The following is a 19,801-nucleotide window of genomic DNA, read 5'->3' on the forward strand; positions in this document are numbered from 1 at the left end:
TTCCCGGCACAGTCGCTCCGTCGCGGCGATAATTCCCAGGTGCCCCGGGTGCGCGCACCTCGACGTATCGGCGTATTGATCGCCGCGACGGGCTTGGCGCTGGGCTCGGCGTGCGGGACGGCGCCGACCGAGCTCACCGACCCGTTCGAGGTGGCAGGCATGCGCGTCACCGATGGCCCCTCGGGGTTGAAAGCCGGGGCGCCGAAACCGTCGCGGTCGGTGACCAACACAGACCGCGGCCAGATCGATCTGCTTGCGGTCCAGGCGGTCAGCGATGTCGAGGACTACTGGGCCGGCGCCTTCGACGACACGTTCGGAACGGCGTTCACACCGGTGCGCCAGCTGGTGTCCTGGCACGCCGAACAACGCGGCGCCGCGGTGACGTTCTGTGGTCAGTCGACCTCGGGACTGGTGAACGCCGAGTTCTGTCCGCCGGACAGTTCAATCGGCTGAAACCGTGGTGTCCTGCTGCCATCGCTGAAGCAGTCCTACGGGGAGATGGCGGTCGCCATGGTGCTGGCGCACGAGTACGGCCATTCGGTGCAACACCAAGCCGAGCTGAACCCTCGGAACACCTCGACGCTGGTGGCCGAGCAACAGGCCGACTGCTTCGCAGGGGCCTACATGCGCTGGGTCGCCGCGGGCGATTCGCGTCGTTTCACGCTGTCCACCGGTAACGGCCTGAATGCCCTTCTGGCCAGCGTGATCTCGTTTCGGGACCCGCTGCTGAGAGGCAACACGGTGGTGTCTCGCGGCGGCGAGCACGGATCGGCGTTCGAACGAATCTCGGCTTTCCAGTTCGGGTTCACCGACGGACCGGCGACGTGTAAGGGCATCGACGAGGAGGAGATCGTCGAGCGACGCGGTGATCTGCCGGTTGTCCTGCAGCGCAACGAGACTGGGAACTGGCCGGTGTCGCGAGAGTCGGTGAGGTCGGTGATCGCCGCGATGAACATCTTGTTCCAGCCAGCGGTGCCACCGCGACTGACCCTCGATGCCGCCGCGGCGGCCAGGTGTCCCGACGCCCGGCCCACCCCGCCCGTCTCGTTCTGCCCCGACACCAACACCATCGCCGTCGACCTCGCCGGGTTGAAGAAGCTCGGCGCCGCCCGTACCGGCCCGACAGGCTTGACGGGCGACAACACCGCCTACTCCGTGTTGATCTCGCGCTACATGTTGGCGATGCAGCACGCCGTGGGCCTCCCGCTGGACACCCCCGAAGCGGGTTTGCGCACGGCGTGCCTGACCGGCGTGGCCACCAGAAAGCTTGCCCGCCAGGTGGACACACCGGACGGCAACACCGTCGCGTTGACTGCGGGCGATCTCGACGAAGCCGTCGCGGGTCTGCTCACCAACGGCCTGGCGGCCAGCGACGTCAACGGTCAGGCAGCGACAGCCGGGTTCGCCCGCATCGACGCGTTTCGCACCGGGGTGCTCGGCGACAACAAGGACGCCTGCTTCAACCGCTTCCCCTGACCCGCGGACCGGCGGGCCGGCCGAGAAGTCGTGAAGACCCCCGAAAACCGCTGAAATAGGGGGTTTTCGCGTCTGCTCGGCAGTATCAGGCGGGACTCAGTACCGGTAGTGCTCGGGCTTGTAGGGGCCCTCGACGTCGACGTTGATGTACTCGGCCTGCTCCTTGGTGAGCTTGGTCAGCGAACCACCAAGGGCCTCAACGTGAATGCGTGCGACCTTTTCGTCGAGGTGCTTGGCCAACCGGTACACCGCGTTGTCGTACTCGTCGTTCTTGGTCCACAGCTCGATCTGGGCGATCACCTGGTTGGAGAAGCTGTTGCTCATCACGAACGACGGGTGCCCGGTCGCGTTGCCCAGGTTGAGCAGCCGGCCCTCCGACAGCACGATGATCGACTTGCCGTCGTCGAACACCCACTGGTCGACCTGCGGCTTGATGTTGATCTTCTTGGCACCCGAACGCTCGAGCGCGGCCATGTCGATCTCGTTGTCGAAGTGCCCGATGTTGCCCAGGATCGCCTGGTCCTTCATCGCGCGCATGTGCTCGAGCGTGATGATGTCCTTGTTGCCGGTCGCGGTGATGACGATGTCGGCCTCGCCGATCGCCTGCTCGACCGTGCGCACGTCAAAGCCGTCCATCAGCGCCTGCAGCGCGTTGATCGGGTCGATCTCGGTGACCGACACCCGCGCGCCCTGGCCGGCCAGCGACTCGGCGCAGCCCTTGCCGACGTCGCCGTAGCCGCAGATCAGCACCTTCTTGCCGCCGATCAGCACGTCGGTGCCCCGGTTGATGCCGTCGATCAGCGAGTGCCGGGTCCCGTACTTGTTGTCGAACTTGGACTTGGTCACCGAGTCGTTGACGTTGATCGCCGGGAACGGCAGGTCGCCCGCGGCCTCGAACTGATACAGCCGCAGCACCCCGGTCGTCGTCTCCTCGGTGACCCCCTTGACGGACTCGGCGATCTTGGTCCACTTGTCCTTCTCGGTTTCGAAGCGCTCACGCAGCACCGAGAGGAAGACCTTCCACTCCGCCGGATCGTCGTCCTCGGCGGGCGGGACCACGCCGGCCTTCTCATACTGCGCGCCGCGCAGCACCATCATCGTGGCGTCGCCGCCGTCGTCGAGGATCATGTTGGCCGGCTCGCCCGGCCAGGTCAGCATCTGCTCGGCAGCCCACCAGTACTCCTCGAGCGTCTCGCCCTTCCACGCGAACACCGGGGTGCCCTCGGGCTTCTCGGGGGTGCCGTGCGGGCCGACGACCACGGCCGCGGCGGCGTGGTCCTGGGTGGAGAAGATGTTGCACGACGCCCAGCGCACTTCGGCGCCCAGCGCGGTCAAGGTCTCGATGAGCACCGCGGTCTGCACCGTCATGTGCAGCGAACCCGAGATGCGGGCGCCCTTGAGCGGCTGCACGTCGTGGTACTCCTGGCGCAGCGCCATCAGGCCCGGCATCTCCTTCTCGGCGAGCCGGATCTCCTTGCGACCGAATTCAGCAAGGGACAGATCGGCCACCTTGTACTCGATGCCGTTGCGGACATCCGGGGTCAGCCGCTGTTCAGTCGTCGTCATGGAGCTCTCTTCCTGGGCACGCAGTTATCTAGCGCTTGTACGTTAATCTGCCCGGCCAGCGTCGTCGCTATTCGGTTGCGATCACACCGTAGCGCTCAGCGGCAGGTGTAAGCAGCCTAGCCAAGTCGGCCGCGACGTCGCGATCTGCCTCCGGCGGCATGGAAATGTAGCTCATCGCCAGCCGGACGATCGCGCGCGCCAGAATGCCGGCGTCGTCCTCGCTGCACGTCACCCAGCTGTGCATGAGCGTCGCGGTCAGCCGCTCCGCGCAATGGCTGATGATCGGCCCGCTGTCGGTGGTGATGAGCTGCAGCAGATCGGGCTTGATGGCGCCGGTCAGCAGCGACATCACCAACGGGTCGGCGGCCGACTCGATGAAGAAGTCGCGGAACCCCTGCAGGAACGCGGCGTAGACGTCGCCGACGTTGCCCTCGACCGCGTAGTCGATCTGGTCGACGAGCCGGTCGGCCAACCGCAGCGCATAGGCCTGGGCCAGGCCCTGGCGCGAACCGAACTCGTTGTAGATGGTCTGACGGCTGATTCCGGCGGCGCTGGCCACGTGCGCCAGCGTGATCGCCGACCAGTCGCGGGTGAGCAGCAGGTCTCGCATGCCGTCCAGAATCGAGTCGCGCAGCAGCACCCGCGACGCTTCGGCGTACGGGACGCGCTGCTCGGGTCGCCTCGTGCGCGGTGCGTTCACACGCGCGAGACTATCCGTTTCCGTCGCCCCGCTGGTCCTGGTCACATTTTTCGCCGCGGCCGCGCCCGTGCGCAGCGCGGTCACGGACGTGACACTTCCACCATCTCGAAGTCGGACTTGGCCGCGCCGCAGTCAGGGCAACTCCAATCGTCGGGGATGTCGGCCCAGCGGGTGCCCGGGGCGATCCCGTCCTCGGGCCAGCCCTTGGCCTCGTCGTATTCGAACCCGCACTGTGCGCAGACGAACAGTTTGTAGTCCATTACCTCTCCCTTTGACTCCTTTGACGTCGTGCTCGCGCTGCATCAACCCACGGGTTCGAAGTCGACCTTCTCGCGCACCGCGCAGTCCGGGCAGCACCAGTCGTCGGGGACGTCGGTAAACGGTGTACCGGCCGGGAACCCTTCGCGCGGTTCGCCTTTGGCCTCGTCGTAGACGTAGTCGCACCCCGGGCACCGGTAGGCGCTCATACGGTGAGTCCGTACTTGGCCAGCACCTTGTCCCGCACTCGCGGATGGATGTTGACCCGGGTGAGGTCGCCGTCGTAGTGGGCGAGCACCCGGTGGTCCATCACCTTGCGCCACAGCGGCGGGAAGTACGTCAGCGCGATCATCGAGGCATAGCCGCTGGGCAGGTTCGGCGCCCCGTCCATGCTGCGCAGCGTCTGGTAGCGCCGGGTCGGGTTGGCGTGGTGATCGCTGTGCCGCTGCAGGTGGTACAGGAACAGGTTGGTGACGATGTGGTCGGAGTTCCAGCTGTGCTCCGGCGTGCAGCGCTCGTAGCGGCCGCTGTCGAGCTTCTGCCGCAGCAGGCCGTAATGCTCGAGATAGTTGACCGTCTCCAGCAGCGTGAACCCGAACACCGCCGAGATCACGATGTAGGGAATCAACCCCCAACCGAACACCGCGATCAACGCGCCGTAGAAGACGATCGACATCGCCCACGCGTTGAGCACGTCGTTGGACGGGTGCCACTTGCTCTTTCCGGCCCGCTCCAGCCGCTTGGCCTCCAGCTGCCACGCCGACTTCAGCGAACCGATGACGCTGCGCGGCAAGAACTCCCAGAACGTCTCACCGAATCGGGCCGACGCCGGATCCTCCGGGGTGGCGACCCGGACGTGGTGGCCGCGGTTGTGTTCGATGTAGAAGTGCCCGTAGCAGGTCTGGGCCAACGTGATCTTGCTCAGCCACCGCTCCAGCGAGTCCTTTTTGTGGCCCAGTTCGTGCGCGGTGTTGATGCCGACGCCGCCGAGGACGCCGACCGATAGGGCCAGGCCGATCTTGGCGGGCCAGCCCAGCCCGCCGTCGAATCCCAGCCAGCTCAGGTCGGTGGCGGTGAACAGGTACGCGCCGAAGATCACGCTGGCGTACTGGAACGGGATGTAGGCGTAGGTGCAGTAGCGGTAGTACTTGTCGTTCTCCAGCCGCTCCATCACCTCATCGGGCGGGTTCTGCCCGTCGGGCCCGAACTTGAGGTCCAACGCCGGCAGCAGAAGGTACAGCAGGATCGGGCCGATCCAGAACGGCACCTGCGCGGCGGCATGCCAACCCCACTGGTTGAACGCCCACACCAGCGGCAGCATGACGAACAGCGCCGTCGGCGCGATCAACCCCATCAGCCACAGGTAGCGCTTCTTGTCGCGCCACTCCTCGGCGCGCTGGGGGTGGGACATCTGTGTGGTCACTACGTGCCTCCTGAAGTGAGTGCCATCACGTCACTGCGCTTGACTATAGCGGTGCATTTGTCAGATGTCTAGACATATACGTGTTGTTTGTAAACTAACGCGGAGGTGGCATGTCTTAGCTGGTTGATCCCGCGCATCAGGTGAGGGCGATCAACCAGTTAGTGGCAACACGTCGCTGACTAGCGAATGTCGGCGGCCTCGCGGCGGCCCAGCACCGAATGGCGCCTGCCGTAGAGGAAGTAGACCGCCACGCCGATGGCCATCCAGACCAGGAACCGGATCCACGTCACCGCGGTCAGGTTGAGCATCAGCCACACGCACGCCACGATCGACGCGATCGGCAACAACGGCACCCCCGGCGCGCGGAAGCCCCGTTCCAGGTCCGGGCGGATGCGCCGCAGCACGATCACCCCCGCCGAGACCAGCACGAACGCGAACAGCGTGCCGATGTTGACCATCTCCTCGAGCTTGCCCATCGGGAACGCCGACGCCGTCACCGCCACCGCCGCGCCGACGATCAGCGTGATGCGCACCGGCGTGCCCCTGGCGCCGGTCCTGGCCAGCGAGCGTGGCAGCAGCCCGTCGCGCGACATCGCGAAGAGCACCCGGGTCTGCCCCAGCACCAACACGATCACCACGGTGGTCAGGCCGGCCAGCGCCCCGATGGAGATCACGTTGGCCGCCCAGTCCACCCCGTTGGCGGCGAACGCGGTGGCCAGGTTGGCGTCCTCCCCCGCCGCGCGCAGCTCGGTGTAATGCACCATGCCGGTCAACACGACCGAGACCGCCACGTAGAGCACGGTGACGATCGCCAGCGAGGCCAGGATGCCGCGCGAGACGTCGCGCTGCGGGTACTTGGTCTCCTCCGCGGTGGTCGCGATGATGTCGAACCCGATGAACGCGAAGAACACGATCGACGCGCCGGCCAGCAGTCCGTACCACCCGTAGCTGCTGCCCTCCGCGCCGGTCAGCAGCGAGAACAACGACTGCTCGGCGCCGGTGCCGCCGTGGCCGGGTTCCGCGGGCGGCAGGAACGGCGAGTAGTTCTCCACCTTGATGTAGAACGCCCCGACGGCCACCACCAGCAACACCACCCCGACCTTGATCGCGGTGATCGCCAGGCTCACCCCCGCCGAGAGCTTGGTGCCGTACACCAGGATCGCGGTGACGAACGCGATGATCAGCAGCGCACCCCAATCAAGTTGCAGACCAAGCAGATTCATGTTGCCGCCGCTGAAGCCGAACACCGTGCCGAGATAGCTCGACCAGCCCTTGGCGACCACGGCCGCCGCGACCGCGAACTCGAGGATCAGATCCCAGCCGATGATCCATGCGACGAACTCGCCGAAGGTCGCATACGAGAACGTGTAGGCGCTGCCCGCCACCGGCACCGTCGACGCGAACTCGGCGTAGCACAGCGCGGCCAGCCCGCAGGTGATCGCCGCGATCACGAAGGACACCGAAATCGCCGGGCCCGTCAGGTTTCCCGCTGTCGACGCGGTGATCGTGAAGATGCCTGCGCCGATCACCACCGAGACACCGAAGACCGTCAGGTCCCACCAGTTGAGGTCCTTGCGGAGCCGCTTTCCCGGTTCGTCGGTGTCGGCGATGGACTGTTCCACCGACTTGGTCCGCCGCGTCATAGGCATTCCTTCCTGATCCGCTGACCGCAATGTAGCGAGTAGCCTTTCGCCAATGGGCGAGACTGCCGAACACGCAGTGGTCATCGGGGCCAGCATCGGCGGCCTGTGCGCCGCGCGGGTGCTCTCGGACTTCTATGCCCGGGTGACGCTGTGTGAGCGCGACGAGCTGCCCGAGAACCCCGTCAACCGCGCGGCCGTCCCGCAGGGCAGGCACGTGCACATGCTGATGGCCCGGGGCGCCCAGGAGTTCGAAACCCACTTTCCCGGGCTACTCCAAGACATGGTCGCCAACGGTGTGCCGATCCTGCAGAACCGGCCCGACTGCATACACTTCGGCGCCGCCGGTCACGTCCTCGGCACGGCCCACCGGCTGCAGAGCGAGTTCACCGCCTACGTGCCCAGCCGCCCGCATCTGGAATGGCAGCTCCGCAAGCGCGTGCTGGCTCTGGACAACGTCGACATCATCGAAGCCGCGGTCTCCGAGCCGCGTTTCGAAACAACGCGCGAGCGGGTGACCGGGGTGCAGCTGGAGTCCGGCGCCGTGCTGCCCGCCGACCTGGTTGTCGACGCGACGGGCCGCGGCACCCGGCTTCCGGTGTGGCTGCAGAAGTGGGGGTACGAGCGTCCCCGCGAGGACGTCGTGTTCGTCGGGATCTCCTACGCCAGCCAGCGGGTGCGGGTCCCCGACGGCCTGCTCACCGAGAAGGTTGTGGTGGCGGGCGCATCGCGGGCGCAGCCCCGCGGAATCGGCATGCTGTTCTACGAGGACGGCATCTGGAACATCACCACATTCGGCGTCGGGAAGGTACCGCCGCCGCAGACCTTCGCGCAGATGTGTGGGCTGGCCGACGAGATCCTGCCCGCACATGTGGCGTCCGCGCTGCGCCAGGGCACCCCGGTCGACGAGGTGGCCCACCACAAGTTCCCCGCCAGCCGGTGGCGCCGCTACGACAAGCTCGACCGCCTTCCCCGCGGCATTCTGCCGTTCGGCGACGCCGTGGTGAGCTTCAATCCGACGTTCGGTCAGGGCATGTCGATGACGTCGCTGCAGGCCGGCCACCTGCGGCGGGCGCTGACGAGCCCCGGTGCCGACGTGGCCATGCAGTGCGTCCGCGCCACGGCGAAGACGACGTTTCCGGTGTGGACGATGAACGCGATCGGCGACCTGATCATGCACCGGGCTACCGGCCCGACACCGTGGTGGTACAAGCCGGTGGGCGCGCTGTTCGATCAATTTCTCGGCGCAGCGGAATCGGATCCCGTTCTGGCCGAATGGTTCCTGCGTCGGTTCAGCCTGCTCGACAGCCTCTACATGGTGCCGCCACCGCGCCTCGTCGGCCGGGCGATCCGGCAGAACATGCGGCTGTGGCTGGCCGAGCGGCGCGCGGCCAAACGCCCGGTAACCTTCGAAACGATGAGGGAACCAGGATGAGCGCGGGCCTGTTCGGGCTGCTCGACGACGTCGCTGTACTGGCCCGGATGGCAGCCGCATCCGTCGATGACATCGGCGCGGCGGCCGGACGCGCGACGGCCAAGGCGGCCGGCGTCGTGGTCGACGACACGGCGGTGACCCCCCAGTACGTGCACGGCATCGCCGCCGAGCGCGAGTTGCCGATGATCAAGCGGATCGCGATCGGGTCGCTGCGCAACAAGCTGTTGTTCATCCTGCCCGCGGCGCTGGTGCTCAGCGAGTTCCTGCCGTGGCTGTTGACGCCGCTGCTGATGCTCGGCGCGACCTACCTGTGCTTCGAGGGCGCGGAGAAGGTCTGGGGCAGGATGTTGGGTCACGAGTCTCATGCCGCGCCGACGGCGACGGCCGGCCCCGATGCTGAGAAGCAGTTGACCGCGGGCGCGATCCGCACGGACTTCATCCTGTCCGCGGAGATCATGGTGATCGCGCTGAACGAGGTTGCCAGCGAGCGGTTCTGGTCCCGGCTGATCATCCTCGTGGTGGTCGCGATCGTCATCACCGCCGCGGTGTACGGCGTGGTGGCGGCGATCGTGAAGATGGACGACGTGGGGCTGACCCTGGCCCAGCGGTCTTCGGCGGTCGCGCAGAAGGTCGGTCGCGGCCTGGTCATCGGCATGCCCAGACTGCTCACCGCGCTGTCGGTGATCGGCACGGTGGCAATGCTGTGGGTGGGCGGGCACATCCTGCTGATCGGCAGCGACGAGGTCGGCTGGCATGCCCCGTACGGGCTGGTGCACCACGCCGAGGAATTCGTTCATTCCGCGGTGCAAGGGGTAGGGGCGCTGTTGGGCTGGCTGCTCAATACCGCGGCGTCGGCGGCGATCGGGCTTGCGGTCGGCTCCGTGGTGGTCGGGATCGTGCACGTGCTGCCGTTCGGCCGCAAGGACGCGCACTGATCGCGTCAGATACCCACCGTCGACCGGAACAGCTTCGTCGGCTCTGAGGCAACCAACCGGATCGGCCCGTCGTCGGCCGACACCCACGCGGCCGAACCGCGCTCGAGCGTCACCTTGTTCGACTTGGCATGCACCACCGTGGAGCCCTGGGTGCACAGCAGGATCTGCGGGCCGTCGTGGCGGGTCGGCGCGTCGATCTCGTGGCCGAGTTGGTCCCCGTCGATGCACAGCACCGACACCGCGAACTCCGGTGCAGGCGTGTTGTACACCAATTCCATTCCGTCCGAGGCTATTTCGGGTCGAATGACCATGTCGGCAGCCGGCGTGAAGTCGAGTACCCGCAGCAGCTCGGGCACGTCGACGTGCTTGGGGGTCAGACCACCGCGCAGCACGTTGTCGGAGTTGGCCATCAGCTCGACACCCACGCCCTCCAGGTAGGCGTGCAGGTTGCCCGCGGGCAGGTAGATGGCCTCGCCCGGCGCGAGGCTGATCCGGTTCAACAGCAGCGAGGCCAGCACCCCCGCGTCGCCGGGATACCGCTCGCCGAGCTCGAGAAGGGTCTTGGCCTCGGCGGCGAACTTTCCCTTCCCCGAACGCACATAATTGATGGCGCCCTCGAGCACCGCGGGCACCAGCACGTCGATGTCCGGCTGAGGTGCGGTGATCCAGGTGGTGAACAAGGCGCGCAGCCCGTCGGCATCGGATTGGGCGTCGAGCAGGTTGATGAACGGGTCCAGGTCGCTGACGGTCAGCGCGCGCATCAGCTCGACAGTGCGTGCGGCCGGACGAAATCCGGCCAGGGCCTCGAATTGGCCTAGGGCGACGAGTATTTCGGGCTTGTGGCTGGGATCGCGGTAATTGCGGTTGGGTGCCGAGATCGGGATGCCCGCCCGCTCCTCGCGGTTGAACCCCTCCACCGCCTGTTCGGCGCTCGGATGCGCCTGCAGCGACAGCGGCTCGTCGGCCGCGAGCACCTTGACCAGAAACGGCAGGGCGTCGCCGAAGCGGCTGCACACCGCGGCGCCCAATTGCCCCTCCGGGTCTTCGCGCACCGTGTCCAGCAGCGACTGCTCCCCGTCGTCGGTCTGCAGCCACGCCGGATCGCCCGGATGCGCGCCGAACCACAGCTCCGCTTCGGGATGCATTGTAGGGCTTGGTCTTCCGGTGAAATCGGCAATCGCGGTCCGCGAACCCCACGCATAGGTTCGCACCGCTCCACGTAGCAAGTGCACTTGCTTAACCTCGAACCAGTTTCAGATAAGCGGCTGTCATCTCCAGCCGCACGGCCAGCATCGCCAGTTGCCGTTCCGGGCGTCCGTCGTCGATCGTCGGGGCAGCCTCGCCGTCCGGCACATCCTCGGCGTTGAGCACGTCGACGTCGTCGAGCCCGCCTACCCGTGCCAGGACCACCTGGCGTTCGGCGTCGGTGGTCAGCACGAAGGTGCGGACCCGTTCGGGCAGCGGACCGTCGATCTGCTCGTCGTGGAACAACCGGTCGTCACCGGGTGGTCCGCCGAACCCCGCGCGCAGCGCGGCGAGCGCATCCGCCAGCCCGACCGCGGCGACCACCCGGTGCGCGACGCGCAGCGTGATCGATGCCCCGTGCCGCGCCAACGTCAGCGTCGCCGGGTTGTCCCCCGCCAACACCACTTCGCGGTCGGACATCCGGTGGGCCAGCGTCTTGGCCGGGTTGGTGAACAGTTCGTGCGCGGCGCTGTTGCGGAACGCCTCGGCGTCCAGTTCGTCGGCCAGTGCGTCCAGGTTCACCTGCATACCCGGCGAAACGACGTTGAGAATCGCCAGCCCGGCGGCCAGATACCGGGTCAGGCTGAATTCGTCGGGCACCCACACCCGCGGCGCCAGCATGACCGCGCGGCCCGCGGCGACGTCGCGCAACGGGCCTTCGGCGGGCGCCACCACCACGACCCGGGCACCACGGTGCAGCGCGGTTGCCGCCGCCGACACCAGCACCGGATCGCCGGGGTCGTCGCCGGCGACCACCAGCACGTCCAGGGCGCCGATCCACGGCGGCACCTCCGCCGCGACGACGATCGGAGTTCCCACCGAGGCGCCGACGGCGGCGGCCAGCAGCGACCCGGCGGTCCGGCCGTTGCCCCGATCGGCCAGCCAGATCAGCGTCCGGGGCGGCTGGTCGGCACGCAGGGCGTCCAGCTCGCCCTCGGCGAGCGCGGCGGCGGTGGCCCGCACCTGGGCACCGGCCATCGACGCTCCGCGCAGCACACCGTCACGGTCGGCGGCCAGCAACCCGTCCACGTCGTCGAGGTCGACGGTCGCGCGCGTCACGTTCACGGCACCGCCCCCGACCTTTCGGACATGTGCGCGTCGACAGTTTCGGAGACCTGTCCGACGATGCTGTCGATCTCCTCGGGTGTGCGGGCCTCGACGTTGAGCCGCAACAGCGGCTCGGTGTTGGACATGCGCAGGTTGAACCAGTTCCCTTCGCCCAGATCGACGGTCACGCCGTCGAGATGGTCGATCGACTGGATCCGCGAGCCGAACACCCTGAGCACCTCGTCCACACAGGCCTCGGCGTCGGTGACCGTGAAGTTGATCTCGCCGGACGCCTCGTAGCGCTGGTAGTCCGACATCAGATCCGACAGCGGTCGCTGCTGTTCACCGAGCGCCGCCAGCACGTGCAGTGCCGCGAGCATGCCGGAGTCGGCGCCCCAGAAGTCGCGGAAGTAGTAGTGCGCGGAGTGCTCGCCGCCGAAGATGGCGCCGGTGTCGGCCATCAGCGCCTTGATATAGGAGTGTCCGACGCGCGAGCGCACCGGCGTGCCGCCGCGCTCGGTGACCAGTTCGGGCACCGCGCGCGAGGTGATCAGGTTGTGGATCACCGTCGCCCCGATCTCCCTACCCAGTTCGCGCGCGGCGACCAGCGCGGTCACCGCCGACGGCGACACCGGGTTGCCCAGTTCGTCGACGACGAAGCACCGGTCGGCGTCGCCGTCGAAGGCCAGCCCGATATCGGCGCCGGTCTTGACCACGTGCGTCTGCAGATCCCGCAGATTGACCGGATCCAGCGGGTTGGCCTCGTGGTTGGGAAAGGTGCCGTCGAGTTCGAAGTACAACGGTTCCACCCTGATCGCCGGTATCGGCCCGAGCACCGCGGGCGTGGTGTGCCCCGCCATCCCGTTGCCGGCGTCCACGGCGACCTTCAGCGGGCGCAGATCGCTCAGGTTCACCAACGACCGAAGGAACTCGCCGTACTCGTCGAGGACGTCGCGGTCGCTGCTGGTCCCGCGTGCGCCGTCATAGCCGGGCACCCCCGCGATGACCTCGTCGCTGATGGTCGACAACCCGGTGTCCCTGCCGACGGGCTTGGCGCCGGCCCGGCACAGCTTGATGCCGTTGTAGGCGGCCGGGTTGTGGCTGGCGGTGAACATGGCGCCCGGGCAGTCCAGCAGACCCGACGCGAAATAGAGCTGGTCGGTCGACGCCAGGCCGATGCGCACGACGTCGAGGCCCTGCGCCATCACCCCGTCGGCGAAGGCGGCCGCCAGCGACGGCGAGCTGGCCCGCATGTCGTGGCCGATCACCACGCGGGACGCCCCGTCACGGACCAGCCGGGCGAACGCGCCGCCGACGTCGGCCACGAAGCCGTCGTCGAGCTCCTCGCCGACCAGGCCGCGAACGTCATAGGCCTTGATGACGCGCTGAACGGCCGCGGCGGGCCGTGACTGCGATGAGCGCGAGGAGCGCATCAAGTAAGAACTCCTTGTGACGTGGACTACTGGCGCCAGCCTAGCCGTCGGACGGCGCCCGCACGGCCGCTACTACGACTAGTCGGTGGGGTCGGGCAACACCCGCAGGTGGCCCCGGCGACGTCCGTTCGATCCTGGCTTCGGCGGCGGCGCGACCAGCGTGCCGCCGGGCGCGCCGGGACTCGGGTCGGAGAAACTCGCGGCGACGCCGTTGATCGGCGGTGCGACGTCGCGTCCCTCACGGACCGCCTCGGCCAGCGCGACCAGGTCGTCTTCGTCCGGGTGCGACGGCAGCGGCCCGGCGTGGCGAACCAGTTCCCAGCCGCGCGGCGCGGTGATCCGCCCGGCGTGCACCACGCACAGGTCCCACGAGTGGGGCTCGGGTGCGGTCGCCAACGGGCCTACCACGGCCGTCGAGTCCGAGTAGACGAAGGTCAGCGTCGCGACCGCATAGTGAGGGCACCCGGGCCGGCAGCAGCGACGGGGAACGTTCACGCACGGAAGGCTATCGCGGACCCCCCCGGCGGGCTGCCGGACACGCGCAGTTCCCGGACGGCCGATCCCCAACCGTTACGATCGGGTTCGTGGCCGAACGGGCAACGCGGCGAGCACGCCGCGGCCGAGAGATGCGCGGGCCGCTGCTTCCCCCCACCGTCCCGGGCTGGCGCAGCCGGGCCGAGCGATTCGACATGGCGGTGCTGGAAGCCTACGAACCGATCGAGCGGCGCTGGCATGACCGGCTGTCCGCGCTCGATGTGGCCGTCGACGAGATACCGCGGATCTCGCTGAAGGATCCGGACACCATGCAGTGGCCGCCCGAAGTGGTCGCTGACGGGCCGATCGCGCTGGCCAGGCTGATTCCAGCGGGTGTGGATGTGCGGGGCAACGCGACGAGGGCGCGAATTGTGCTGTTTCGCAAGCCGATCGAGCGACGCGCCAAGGACACGGTCGAACTCGGTGATCTACTCCATGAAATCCTGGTGGCTCAGGTGGCCACCTATTTGGGGGTCGAACCTTCTGTCATCGACCCGACGATCGACGACGAATAACGCGCGCGGTCAGATGATCCCGCGCTTCAGGCGGCGGCGCTCGCGCTCGGACAAGCCGCCCCAGATGCCGAAGCGTTCGTCATTGGCCAGCGCGTACTCGAGGCAGGCGTCCTTGACCTCGCAGCCCTGGCAGATCCGCTTGGCCTCCCGCGTCGAGCCACCCTTCTCGGGGAAGAACGCCTCGGGATCGGTTTGAGCGCACAGCGCGCGCTCCTGCCATAGGTCGTCCTCAGGAGTCAACGGCGGCGCAACATCAATCGGATCGGGCACCAGGCTCAACTGAGGACGTGAAGGCGTCTCGATCGGTGCCGGTCCGGTATTGGTGTGCGGCGCGCTGCCTACTGAGCCGAAAAGCCGACCATCGAACGGAACCACACGATCGAAATCGCCTTGCTCAAAAGACATCTTCCCGCCTCCTCACCTGGTCTCGTGAATCCCCTGAAATGAACCCCGCTGTTGAGATGTCGGCCATCTCCATTCGAACATTTGATCGAATCTCGGTCTGCGACACCGGAACCGGCAGGGCCAACCGCGAAATGACACTGGTGTGATTACACACGCGTTAGATGCTGCGGTCAAGCGTTAGAACAGAAATTCATACCATTCCGTGACCGAATATCGGCGAGTCGTTGATCGGCGTGTCTGTCACACCACCCGCGACAGTGCTCCTGCCCGAGCCGGCCCGGCCCCGACGGCCTACGCTCGGTCGATGTGAAGGTCACGGTTCTGGTCGGCGGCGTCGGCGGAGCGCGGTTCCTATTGGGTGTACAGCATCTTCTCGGGCTTGGCCAATTCGGCGACAACACTGCCAACGAGTTGACCGCGGTCGTCAACGTCGGAGACGACGCATGGATGTTCGGTTTGCGGATCTGTCCCGACCTCGACACCTGCATGTACACGTTGGGTGGCGGTATCGACCCGGACCGCGGGTGGGGCCATCGCAACGAAACCTGGCATGCCAAGGAGGAACTCGCCGCCTACGGTGTGCAGCCGGACTGGTTCGGGCTCGGCGACCGCGACCTGGCCACCCACCTGGTGCGCAGCCAGATGCTGCGGGCGGGCTACCCGCTGTCACAGGTCTCCGAGGCGCTGTGCCAGCGATGGTCGCCCGGTGCCAGGCTGCTGCCGGTCACCGACGACCGCAGCGAAACCCACGTCGTGATCACCGATCCCAGCGACGGCGAGAAGCGCGCGATCCACTTCCAGGAGTGGTGGGTGCGCTATCGCGCGAAGGTGCCCACGCACAGCTTCGCGTTCGTCGGCGCCGACCAGGCGGCCGCGGGCCCCGGCGTCACCGAGGCGATCGAAACGGCCGACGTCGTGCTGCTGGCGCCGTCGAACCCGGTGGTGAGCATCGGTGCGATCCTCGCCGTGCCCGGTATCCGCGCCGCATTGCGCGCCACGCCGGCACGGGTCATCGGCTACTCCCCCGTCATCGGCGGGAAACCGTTGCGCGGCATGGCTGACGAATGCCTGTCGGTGATCGGGGTGCAGAGTACGTCCGAGGCGATCGGCCAATACTACGGTGCGCGTTCGAAAGTCGGCATCCTCGACGGCTGGCTGGTACACGAAGATGATCACGCCGAGATCGACGGCGTCGAGGTGCGCGCGGTGCCCCTGCTGATGAAAGATCCGGCGGCGACGGCCGAAATGGTGCGTGCCGGCCTCGATCTGGCCGGTGTGAAACCGTGACCGAGCACGGCTCCGCAGCCGCCGTCGAACTGCTGCCCGTGCCCGGGCTGCCGCAGTTCCGCCCCGGCGACGACCTGGCCGCGGCGATCGCCGCCGCCGCGCCGTGGTTGCGCGACAACGACATCGTCGTCGTCACCAGCAAGGTCGTCTCCAAGTGCGAAGGCCGCGTAGTCAGCGCACCGTCTGACCCCGAAGAACGTGATGCGTTGCGGCGCAAACTCATCGATGCCGAGGCCGTTCGAGTACTGGCCCGCAAGGGCAAGACCCTGATTACCGAGAACGCGTTGGGTCTGATCCAGGCGGCCGCGGGCGTGGACGGCTCCAACGTCGAAGCGACGGAGTTGGCGCTGTTGCCGGTCGACCCCGACGGCAGCGCGGCCGCATTGCGCACCGGGCTGCGCGACCGGCTCGGCGTCACTGTCGGGGTGGTGGTCACCGACACCATGGGACGCGCGTGGCGCACCGGTCAGATCGACGCCGCCATCGGCGCCGCGGGCCTCACCGTGCTGCACGGCTACGCCGGGGCACACGACCGCCACGGCAACGAGCTGATCGTCACCGAGATCGCCCTGGCCGACGAGATCGCCGCCGCAGCCGATCTGGTGAAGGGCAAGCTCACCGACATCCCCGTCGCGGTGGTGCGCGGCCTGGCGCTGCCCGACGACGGCTCCACCGCACGCACCCTGCTGCGGCCGGGGGACGAAGACCTGTTCTGGCTGGGCACCGAGGAGGCGATCGCGCTGGGCCGCACCCAGGCGCAACTGCTGCGCAGGTCGGTGCGCCGGTTCAGCGACGCGCCCGTGCCCGCCGAGCTGATCGAGGCCGCCGTCGGCGAGGCGCTCAGCGCACCCGCGCCCCATCACACCCGTCCCGTGCGGTTCGTCTGGCTGCAGGACCGCGACCGCCGAGTCGCGCTTCTGGACCGGATGAAAGACAAGTGGCGCGCGGACCTACGCGGTGACGGTCGCCCCACCGACGCCGTCGAGCGCCGCGTCGCCCGCGGCCAGATCCTTTACGACGCACCCGACGTGGTGATCCCGTTCATGGTGCCCGACGGCGCGCACAGCTATCCCGATGCTCGGCGCACCGCGGCCGAACACACCATGTTCACCGTCGCGGTCGGCGCCGCGGTGCAGGCGCTGCTGGTGGCGCTGGCAGTGCGTGGCGTGGGCAGCTGTTGGATCGGCTCGACGATCTTCGCACCCGACCTGGTGCGCGACGCGCTCGAGCTGTCTGACGATTGGGAACCGTTGGGCGCCATCGCCATCGGCTACCCCGAAGAGGGCTCGGCGCCGCCCGGCCCGCGTGATCCCGTGCCCACCGACGGACTGCTGGTGCGCAAGTGAGCCTGCATGCCTCGGCCGTAAAGACGCTGCGTGACTGGCGGGCGCCCGATCCCGGTCAGGACACGCTGCGCCACGCGGTGCTGGCGTTTCTGGCCGCCCGGCCGGACGGCTGTCTGCGCGAGTGCGTGCCCGGGCACGTCACCGGATCGGCGCTGGTCCTCGACCACACCGGAACCAAAGCGCTGCTGACACTGCACCCGCGGGTCGGCCGCTGGCTACAGCTGGGTGGGCACTGCGAGCCGACCGACGACACCATCGTCGCGGCCGCGCTGCGGGAGGCTCGCGAGGAATCCGGAATCGACGGGCTGCGTATCGATCCCATGCTGGCCGCGCTGCACGTGCACCCCGTCACCTGCTCGTTGGGTGTGCCGACCCGCCATCTCGACATGCAGTTCATCGTGCACGCACCGGAAGGCGCCGAAATCGCCTGCAGCGACGAGTCGTTGGACCTGCGCTGGTGGCCGCTTGACGCGTTGCCCGACAACTGCGACTTCGGGCTGCGTCAATTGGCCGCGACCGCAGCGATTTCGGCGTAGTTCGTCACGCTCAGCGTGACAAAACGCGCCGAAATCGCAGAGAGTGCTAGACGTCGGTCGAGTAGCGGATACCGCCGTCGGGGATCGTGACCCCCGGCCACACCCGCGCACCGCGCAACAGCTCACAGCGCGCACCGATGTCGGCGCCGTCGCCGATCACACCGTCGCGGATCAGCGCGCGCGGTCCGATACGGGCGCCGAACCCGATGATCGACCGTTCGATCACCGCGCCGGCCCCGACCTTCGCGCCGTCGAAGATCACCGCCCCGTCCAGCCGTGCGCCACCGGCGATCTCAGCGCCGCGGCCGACCACCGTGCCGCCGATCAGCAGCGCGCCGGGCGCCACGCTGGCGCCGTCGTGCACGAGTTCCTCGCCGCGGTGCCCGCCGAGCGCGGGCGACGGCGCGATGCCGCGGACCAAATCGGCCGACCCGCGCACGAAGTCCTCGGGGGTGCCCATGTCACGCCAGTAGGTGGAATCGACATAGCCCCAGATCCGCAGCCCGTCGGCCAGCAGCCCGGGAAACACTTCGCGCTCCACCGAGAGCGCCCGCCCCTTGGGGATGCGCTCGATCACCTCGCGCTTGAACACATAGGAGCCTGCGTTGATCTGGTCGGTCGGCGGATCCTGTGTCTTCTCCAGGAACGCGGTGACCCGTCCGTCGGCGTCGGTCGGCACACATCCGAACGCGCGCGGATCACCGACCCGCACCAGGTGCAGGGTGACGTCGGCGTTGTGCTCCTCGTGGCTGTCCAACAGCGCACGCAGATCGACGCCCGACAGCACATCGCCGTTGAAGACCAGGGCGGTGTCGTAGCGCAGCTTGGGCGCCACGTTGGCGATGCCGCCACCGGTGCCCAGCGGCTCATCCTCCACGACGTACTCGATCTGCAGGCCCAACTTGGAACCGTCGCCGAACTCCGATTCGAAGACCGCGGCCTTGTACGACGTGCCGAGCACGACGTGCTCGATGCCCGCCTGGGCGATTCGCGACAACAGGTGGGTCAGAAACGGCAGGCCCGCCGTGGGCAGCATCGGCTTGGGCGCCGAAAGCGTCAACGGCCGCAGCCGGGTACCGAGCCCGCCGACCAGGACGACGGCGTCCACCTCTGCGGGATTCAAGCTAACGCCGTCCTTTCCGCCGGTTGCGTTCAGAGTTGCGGACCACCAGCCCGCCGCGGGCCGCGAGCGCCCCTCGGATGGTCCAGCGCAGCGGCCCCTGCCACCATTTCGAATACCGATCCGCCAGGAAAGTGTAGGTGCTGGTGTGGTGGGCGGCCAAGTTGCGGGCCGGGTCCCGACCGGCCGCGTGGCCCTTGTCGTGCAAAATCTCGGCGGTGGGCACGTATACGTTCTGCCAGCCGGCCCTGCCGAGCCGATCACCCAGGTCGACGTCCTCCATGTACATGAAATAGCGCTCGTCGAACCCGGCGATCTCGTCGAAAGCCGCCCTCCTCAGCAACAGGCACGATCCCGACAGCCAGCCGACCGGACGTTCGCTGGGTTCCTGTCGCTCCTGCCGGTAGGCGGCCGTCCACGGATTGGACCGCCACACCGGGCCGACGACCGCGTGCATGCCCCCGCGGATCAGGCTCGGCAGGTGCCGCGCCGACGGGTACACCGACCCGTCGGGGTCGCGGATCAGCGGGCCCAGCGCACCGGCGCGCGGCCAGCGCGCGGCGGCGTCCAGCAGGATGTCGATGCTGCGCGGGCCCCATTGCACATCAGGGTTGGCGACCACGAAGAAGTCCGAATATGACGCCGCCGCAGCGTCTTTCAAATACTCGTCGACCGCGCGGTTGACTGCGCTGCCGTAGCCGAGGTTCGCGCCGGTGTACAGCAACCGCACGTTGGGGTAGCGCTCGAGCGCCTCTTCGGGGGCGCCGTCGGTGGAGCCATTGTCGGCCATGATGACCGTGACGGGCCGGTCGGTGGCATGCGACAGCGACGCCAGAAACCGGTCGAGGTGGGGGCCCGGTGAATATGTCACCGTGACGACCACCAGTTCGTCACTCACGG

The 19,801-nt window shown here is 68.0% G+C and carries 19 protein-coding genes and 1 pseudogene; 7 read left to right on the forward strand and 13 right to left on the reverse strand.

The features are described 5' to 3' along the window. Nucleotides 1-48 precede the first annotated feature (48 nt). Nucleotides 49-1,476, forward strand: a pseudogene (locus G6N28_RS04050) (neutral zinc metallopeptidase). Nucleotides 1,477-1,572: 96 nt separating this feature from the next. Here G6N28_RS04050 and ahcY read toward each other — a convergent pair. From ahcY to G6N28_RS04080, 6 genes are all read right to left on the reverse strand, one after another. Further along, nucleotides 1,573-3,042: an adenosylhomocysteinase gene (gene ahcY, locus G6N28_RS04055; protein ID WP_163897222.1), complete on the reverse strand. Its 1,470-nt coding sequence runs from the start codon at nucleotides 3,040-3,042 to the stop codon at nucleotides 1,573-1,575. A 67-nt stretch (nucleotides 3,043-3,109) separates the two neighbouring features. Then, a complete protein-coding gene (locus G6N28_RS04060; protein WP_163905798.1) occupies nucleotides 3,110-3,787 on the reverse strand; it encodes a TetR/AcrR family transcriptional regulator in 678 nt (225 codons plus the stop codon). Nucleotides 3,788-3,822: 35 nt separating this feature from the next. Then, nucleotides 3,823-4,002 (reverse strand): rubredoxin, encoded by a 180-nt coding sequence (locus G6N28_RS04065; protein ID WP_163897224.1) that lies wholly within the window; start codon nucleotides 4,000-4,002, stop codon nucleotides 3,823-3,825. A 42-nt stretch (nucleotides 4,003-4,044) separates the two neighbouring features. After that, a complete protein-coding gene (locus G6N28_RS04070; protein WP_163897226.1) occupies nucleotides 4,045-4,209 on the reverse strand; it encodes a rubredoxin in 165 nt (54 codons plus the stop codon). Further along, nucleotides 4,206-5,411, reverse strand: coding sequence for an alkane 1-monooxygenase (locus G6N28_RS04075; protein ID WP_163905800.1), 1,206 nt, complete (start codon nucleotides 5,409-5,411; stop codon nucleotides 4,206-4,208). The genes G6N28_RS04070 and G6N28_RS04075 overlap by 4 nt, the downstream gene beginning before the upstream one ends. Nucleotides 5,412-5,602: 191 nt before the next feature. Then, a complete protein-coding gene (locus G6N28_RS04080; RefSeq protein ID WP_163897228.1) occupies nucleotides 5,603-7,066 on the reverse strand; it encodes an amino acid permease in 1,464 nt (487 codons plus the stop codon). Between the two features lie 52 nt (nucleotides 7,067-7,118). Here G6N28_RS04080 and G6N28_RS04085 point away from each other — a divergent pair, with 52 nt between their 5' ends. Beyond that, on the forward strand, nucleotides 7,119-8,498 hold the full coding sequence (locus G6N28_RS04085; RefSeq protein WP_163897230.1) for an FAD-dependent oxidoreductase: 1,380 nt from the start codon (nucleotides 7,119-7,121) through the stop codon (nucleotides 8,496-8,498). After that, nucleotides 8,495-9,433 carry a DUF808 domain-containing protein gene (locus tag G6N28_RS04090; protein WP_163897232.1) on the forward strand — a complete coding sequence of 313 codons (939 nt, stop codon included), beginning with the start codon at nucleotides 8,495-8,497 and terminating at the stop codon, nucleotides 9,431-9,433. Before G6N28_RS04085 ends, G6N28_RS04090 begins: the two co-directional genes overlap by 4 nt. 5 nt (nucleotides 9,434-9,438) lie before the next feature. Here G6N28_RS04090 and manA read toward each other — a convergent pair whose 3' ends face one another. The 4 genes from manA to G6N28_RS04110 form a co-directional block, all read right to left on the reverse strand. After that, complete coding sequence (gene manA / locus G6N28_RS04095; protein ID WP_163897234.1) at nucleotides 9,439-10,665, reverse strand: mannose-6-phosphate isomerase, class I; 1,227 nt, start codon at nucleotides 10,663-10,665, stop codon at nucleotides 9,439-9,441. A gap of 4 nt (nucleotides 10,666-10,669) precedes the next feature. Continuing rightward, nucleotides 10,670-11,743, reverse strand: coding sequence for a TobH protein (locus tag G6N28_RS04100; protein ID WP_163897236.1), 1,074 nt, complete (start codon nucleotides 11,741-11,743; stop codon nucleotides 10,670-10,672). Further along, nucleotides 11,740-13,158 carry a phosphomannomutase/phosphoglucomutase gene (locus G6N28_RS04105; RefSeq protein WP_163897238.1) on the reverse strand — a complete coding sequence of 473 codons (1,419 nt, stop codon included), beginning with the start codon at nucleotides 13,156-13,158 and terminating at the stop codon, nucleotides 11,740-11,742. Before G6N28_RS04105 ends, G6N28_RS04100 begins: the two co-directional genes overlap by 4 nt. A 78-nt stretch (nucleotides 13,159-13,236) precedes the next feature. Further along, complete coding sequence (locus G6N28_RS04110) at nucleotides 13,237-13,653, reverse strand: DUF3499 domain-containing protein (protein ID WP_163897240.1); 417 nt, start codon at nucleotides 13,651-13,653, stop codon at nucleotides 13,237-13,239. 131 nt (nucleotides 13,654-13,784) lie between these two features. Here G6N28_RS04110 and G6N28_RS04115 point away from each other — a divergent pair, with 131 nt between their 5' ends. Continuing rightward, the gene (locus tag G6N28_RS04115) at nucleotides 13,785-14,207 is read left to right on the forward strand and encodes a metallopeptidase family protein (protein WP_163905802.1); all 423 of its coding nucleotides are present in this window, start codon (nucleotides 13,785-13,787) and stop codon (nucleotides 14,205-14,207) included. Nucleotides 14,208-14,216: 9 nt separating this feature from the next. On the opposite strand, the gene G6N28_RS04120 is transcribed toward G6N28_RS04115, so the two are convergent. After that, entirely contained in the window at nucleotides 14,217-14,612 is a 396-nt protein-coding gene (locus G6N28_RS04120) for a WhiB family transcriptional regulator (RefSeq protein ID WP_163897242.1), read from the reverse strand. A gap of 306 nt (nucleotides 14,613-14,918) precedes the next feature. Between G6N28_RS04120 and cofD the strand changes: the two genes are divergently transcribed. From cofD to G6N28_RS04135, 3 genes are read left to right on the forward strand one after another with little or no spacing between them, the layout of a single operon-like run. After that, entirely contained in the window at nucleotides 14,919-15,899 is a 981-nt protein-coding gene (cofD, locus tag G6N28_RS04125; RefSeq protein ID WP_163897244.1) for a 2-phospho-L-lactate transferase, read from the forward strand. Then, nucleotides 15,896-17,245: a coenzyme F420-0:L-glutamate ligase gene (locus tag G6N28_RS04130; protein ID WP_163897246.1), complete on the forward strand. Its 1,350-nt coding sequence runs from the start codon at nucleotides 15,896-15,898 to the stop codon at nucleotides 17,243-17,245. The genes cofD and G6N28_RS04130 overlap by 4 nt, the downstream gene beginning before the upstream one ends. After that, a complete protein-coding gene (locus tag G6N28_RS04135) occupies nucleotides 17,242-17,781 on the forward strand; it encodes an NUDIX hydrolase (RefSeq protein ID WP_163897248.1) in 540 nt (179 codons plus the stop codon). The genes G6N28_RS04130 and G6N28_RS04135 overlap by 4 nt, the downstream gene beginning before the upstream one ends. 46 nt (nucleotides 17,782-17,827) lie before the next feature. Here the strand turns inward: G6N28_RS04135 and manB are convergent, their stop codons facing one another. Beyond that, nucleotides 17,828-18,904: a mannose-1-phosphate guanylyltransferase ManB gene (manB, locus tag G6N28_RS04140; RefSeq protein ID WP_179962015.1), complete on the reverse strand. Its 1,077-nt coding sequence runs from the start codon at nucleotides 18,902-18,904 to the stop codon at nucleotides 17,828-17,830. A gap of 1 nt (nucleotide 18,905) precedes the next feature. Next, nucleotides 18,906-19,799: a glycosyltransferase family 2 protein gene (locus G6N28_RS04145; RefSeq protein WP_163897251.1), complete on the reverse strand. Its 894-nt coding sequence runs from the start codon at nucleotides 19,797-19,799 to the stop codon at nucleotides 18,906-18,908. Nucleotides 19,800-19,801: the final 2 nt, after the last annotated feature.

Source organism: Mycolicibacterium pulveris (genome assembly GCF_010725725.1).
Classification (GTDB): domain Bacteria; phylum Actinomycetota; class Actinomycetes; order Mycobacteriales; family Mycobacteriaceae; genus Mycobacterium; species Mycobacterium pulveris.

Coding starts and splice junctions, on each gene's coding strand:
- G6N28_RS04105 (WP_163897238.1), bottom strand. CDS start 13,158: ATGCGCTCCTCGCGCTCATCGCAGTCACGGCCCGCCGCGGCCGTTCAG.
- G6N28_RS04075 (WP_163905800.1), bottom strand. CDS start 5,411: ATGTCCCACCCCCAGCGCGCCGAGGAGTGGCGCGACAAGAAGCGCTAC.
- G6N28_RS04120 (WP_163897242.1), bottom strand. CDS start 14,612: ATGTCTTTTGAGCAAGGCGATTTCGATCGTGTGGTTCCGTTCGATGGT.
- G6N28_RS04065 (WP_163897224.1), bottom strand. CDS start 4,002: ATGGACTACAAACTGTTCGTCTGCGCACAGTGCGGGTTCGAATACGAC.
- G6N28_RS04070 (WP_163897226.1), bottom strand. CDS start 4,209: ATGAGCGCCTACCGGTGCCCGGGGTGCGACTACGTCTACGACGAGGCC.
- G6N28_RS04090 (WP_163897232.1), top strand. CDS start 8,495: ATGAGCGCGGGCCTGTTCGGGCTGCTCGACGACGTCGCTGTACTGGCC.
- G6N28_RS04115 (WP_163905802.1), top strand. CDS start 13,785: ATGCGCGGGCCGCTGCTTCCCCCCACCGTCCCGGGCTGGCGCAGCCGG.
- ahcY (WP_163897222.1), bottom strand. CDS start 3,042: ATGACGACGACTGAACAGCGGCTGACCCCGGATGTCCGCAACGGCATC.
- G6N28_RS04080 (WP_163897228.1), bottom strand. CDS start 7,066: ATGACGCGGCGGACCAAGTCGGTGGAACAGTCCATCGCCGACACCGAC.
- G6N28_RS04085 (WP_163897230.1), top strand. CDS start 7,119: ATGGGCGAGACTGCCGAACACGCAGTGGTCATCGGGGCCAGCATCGGC.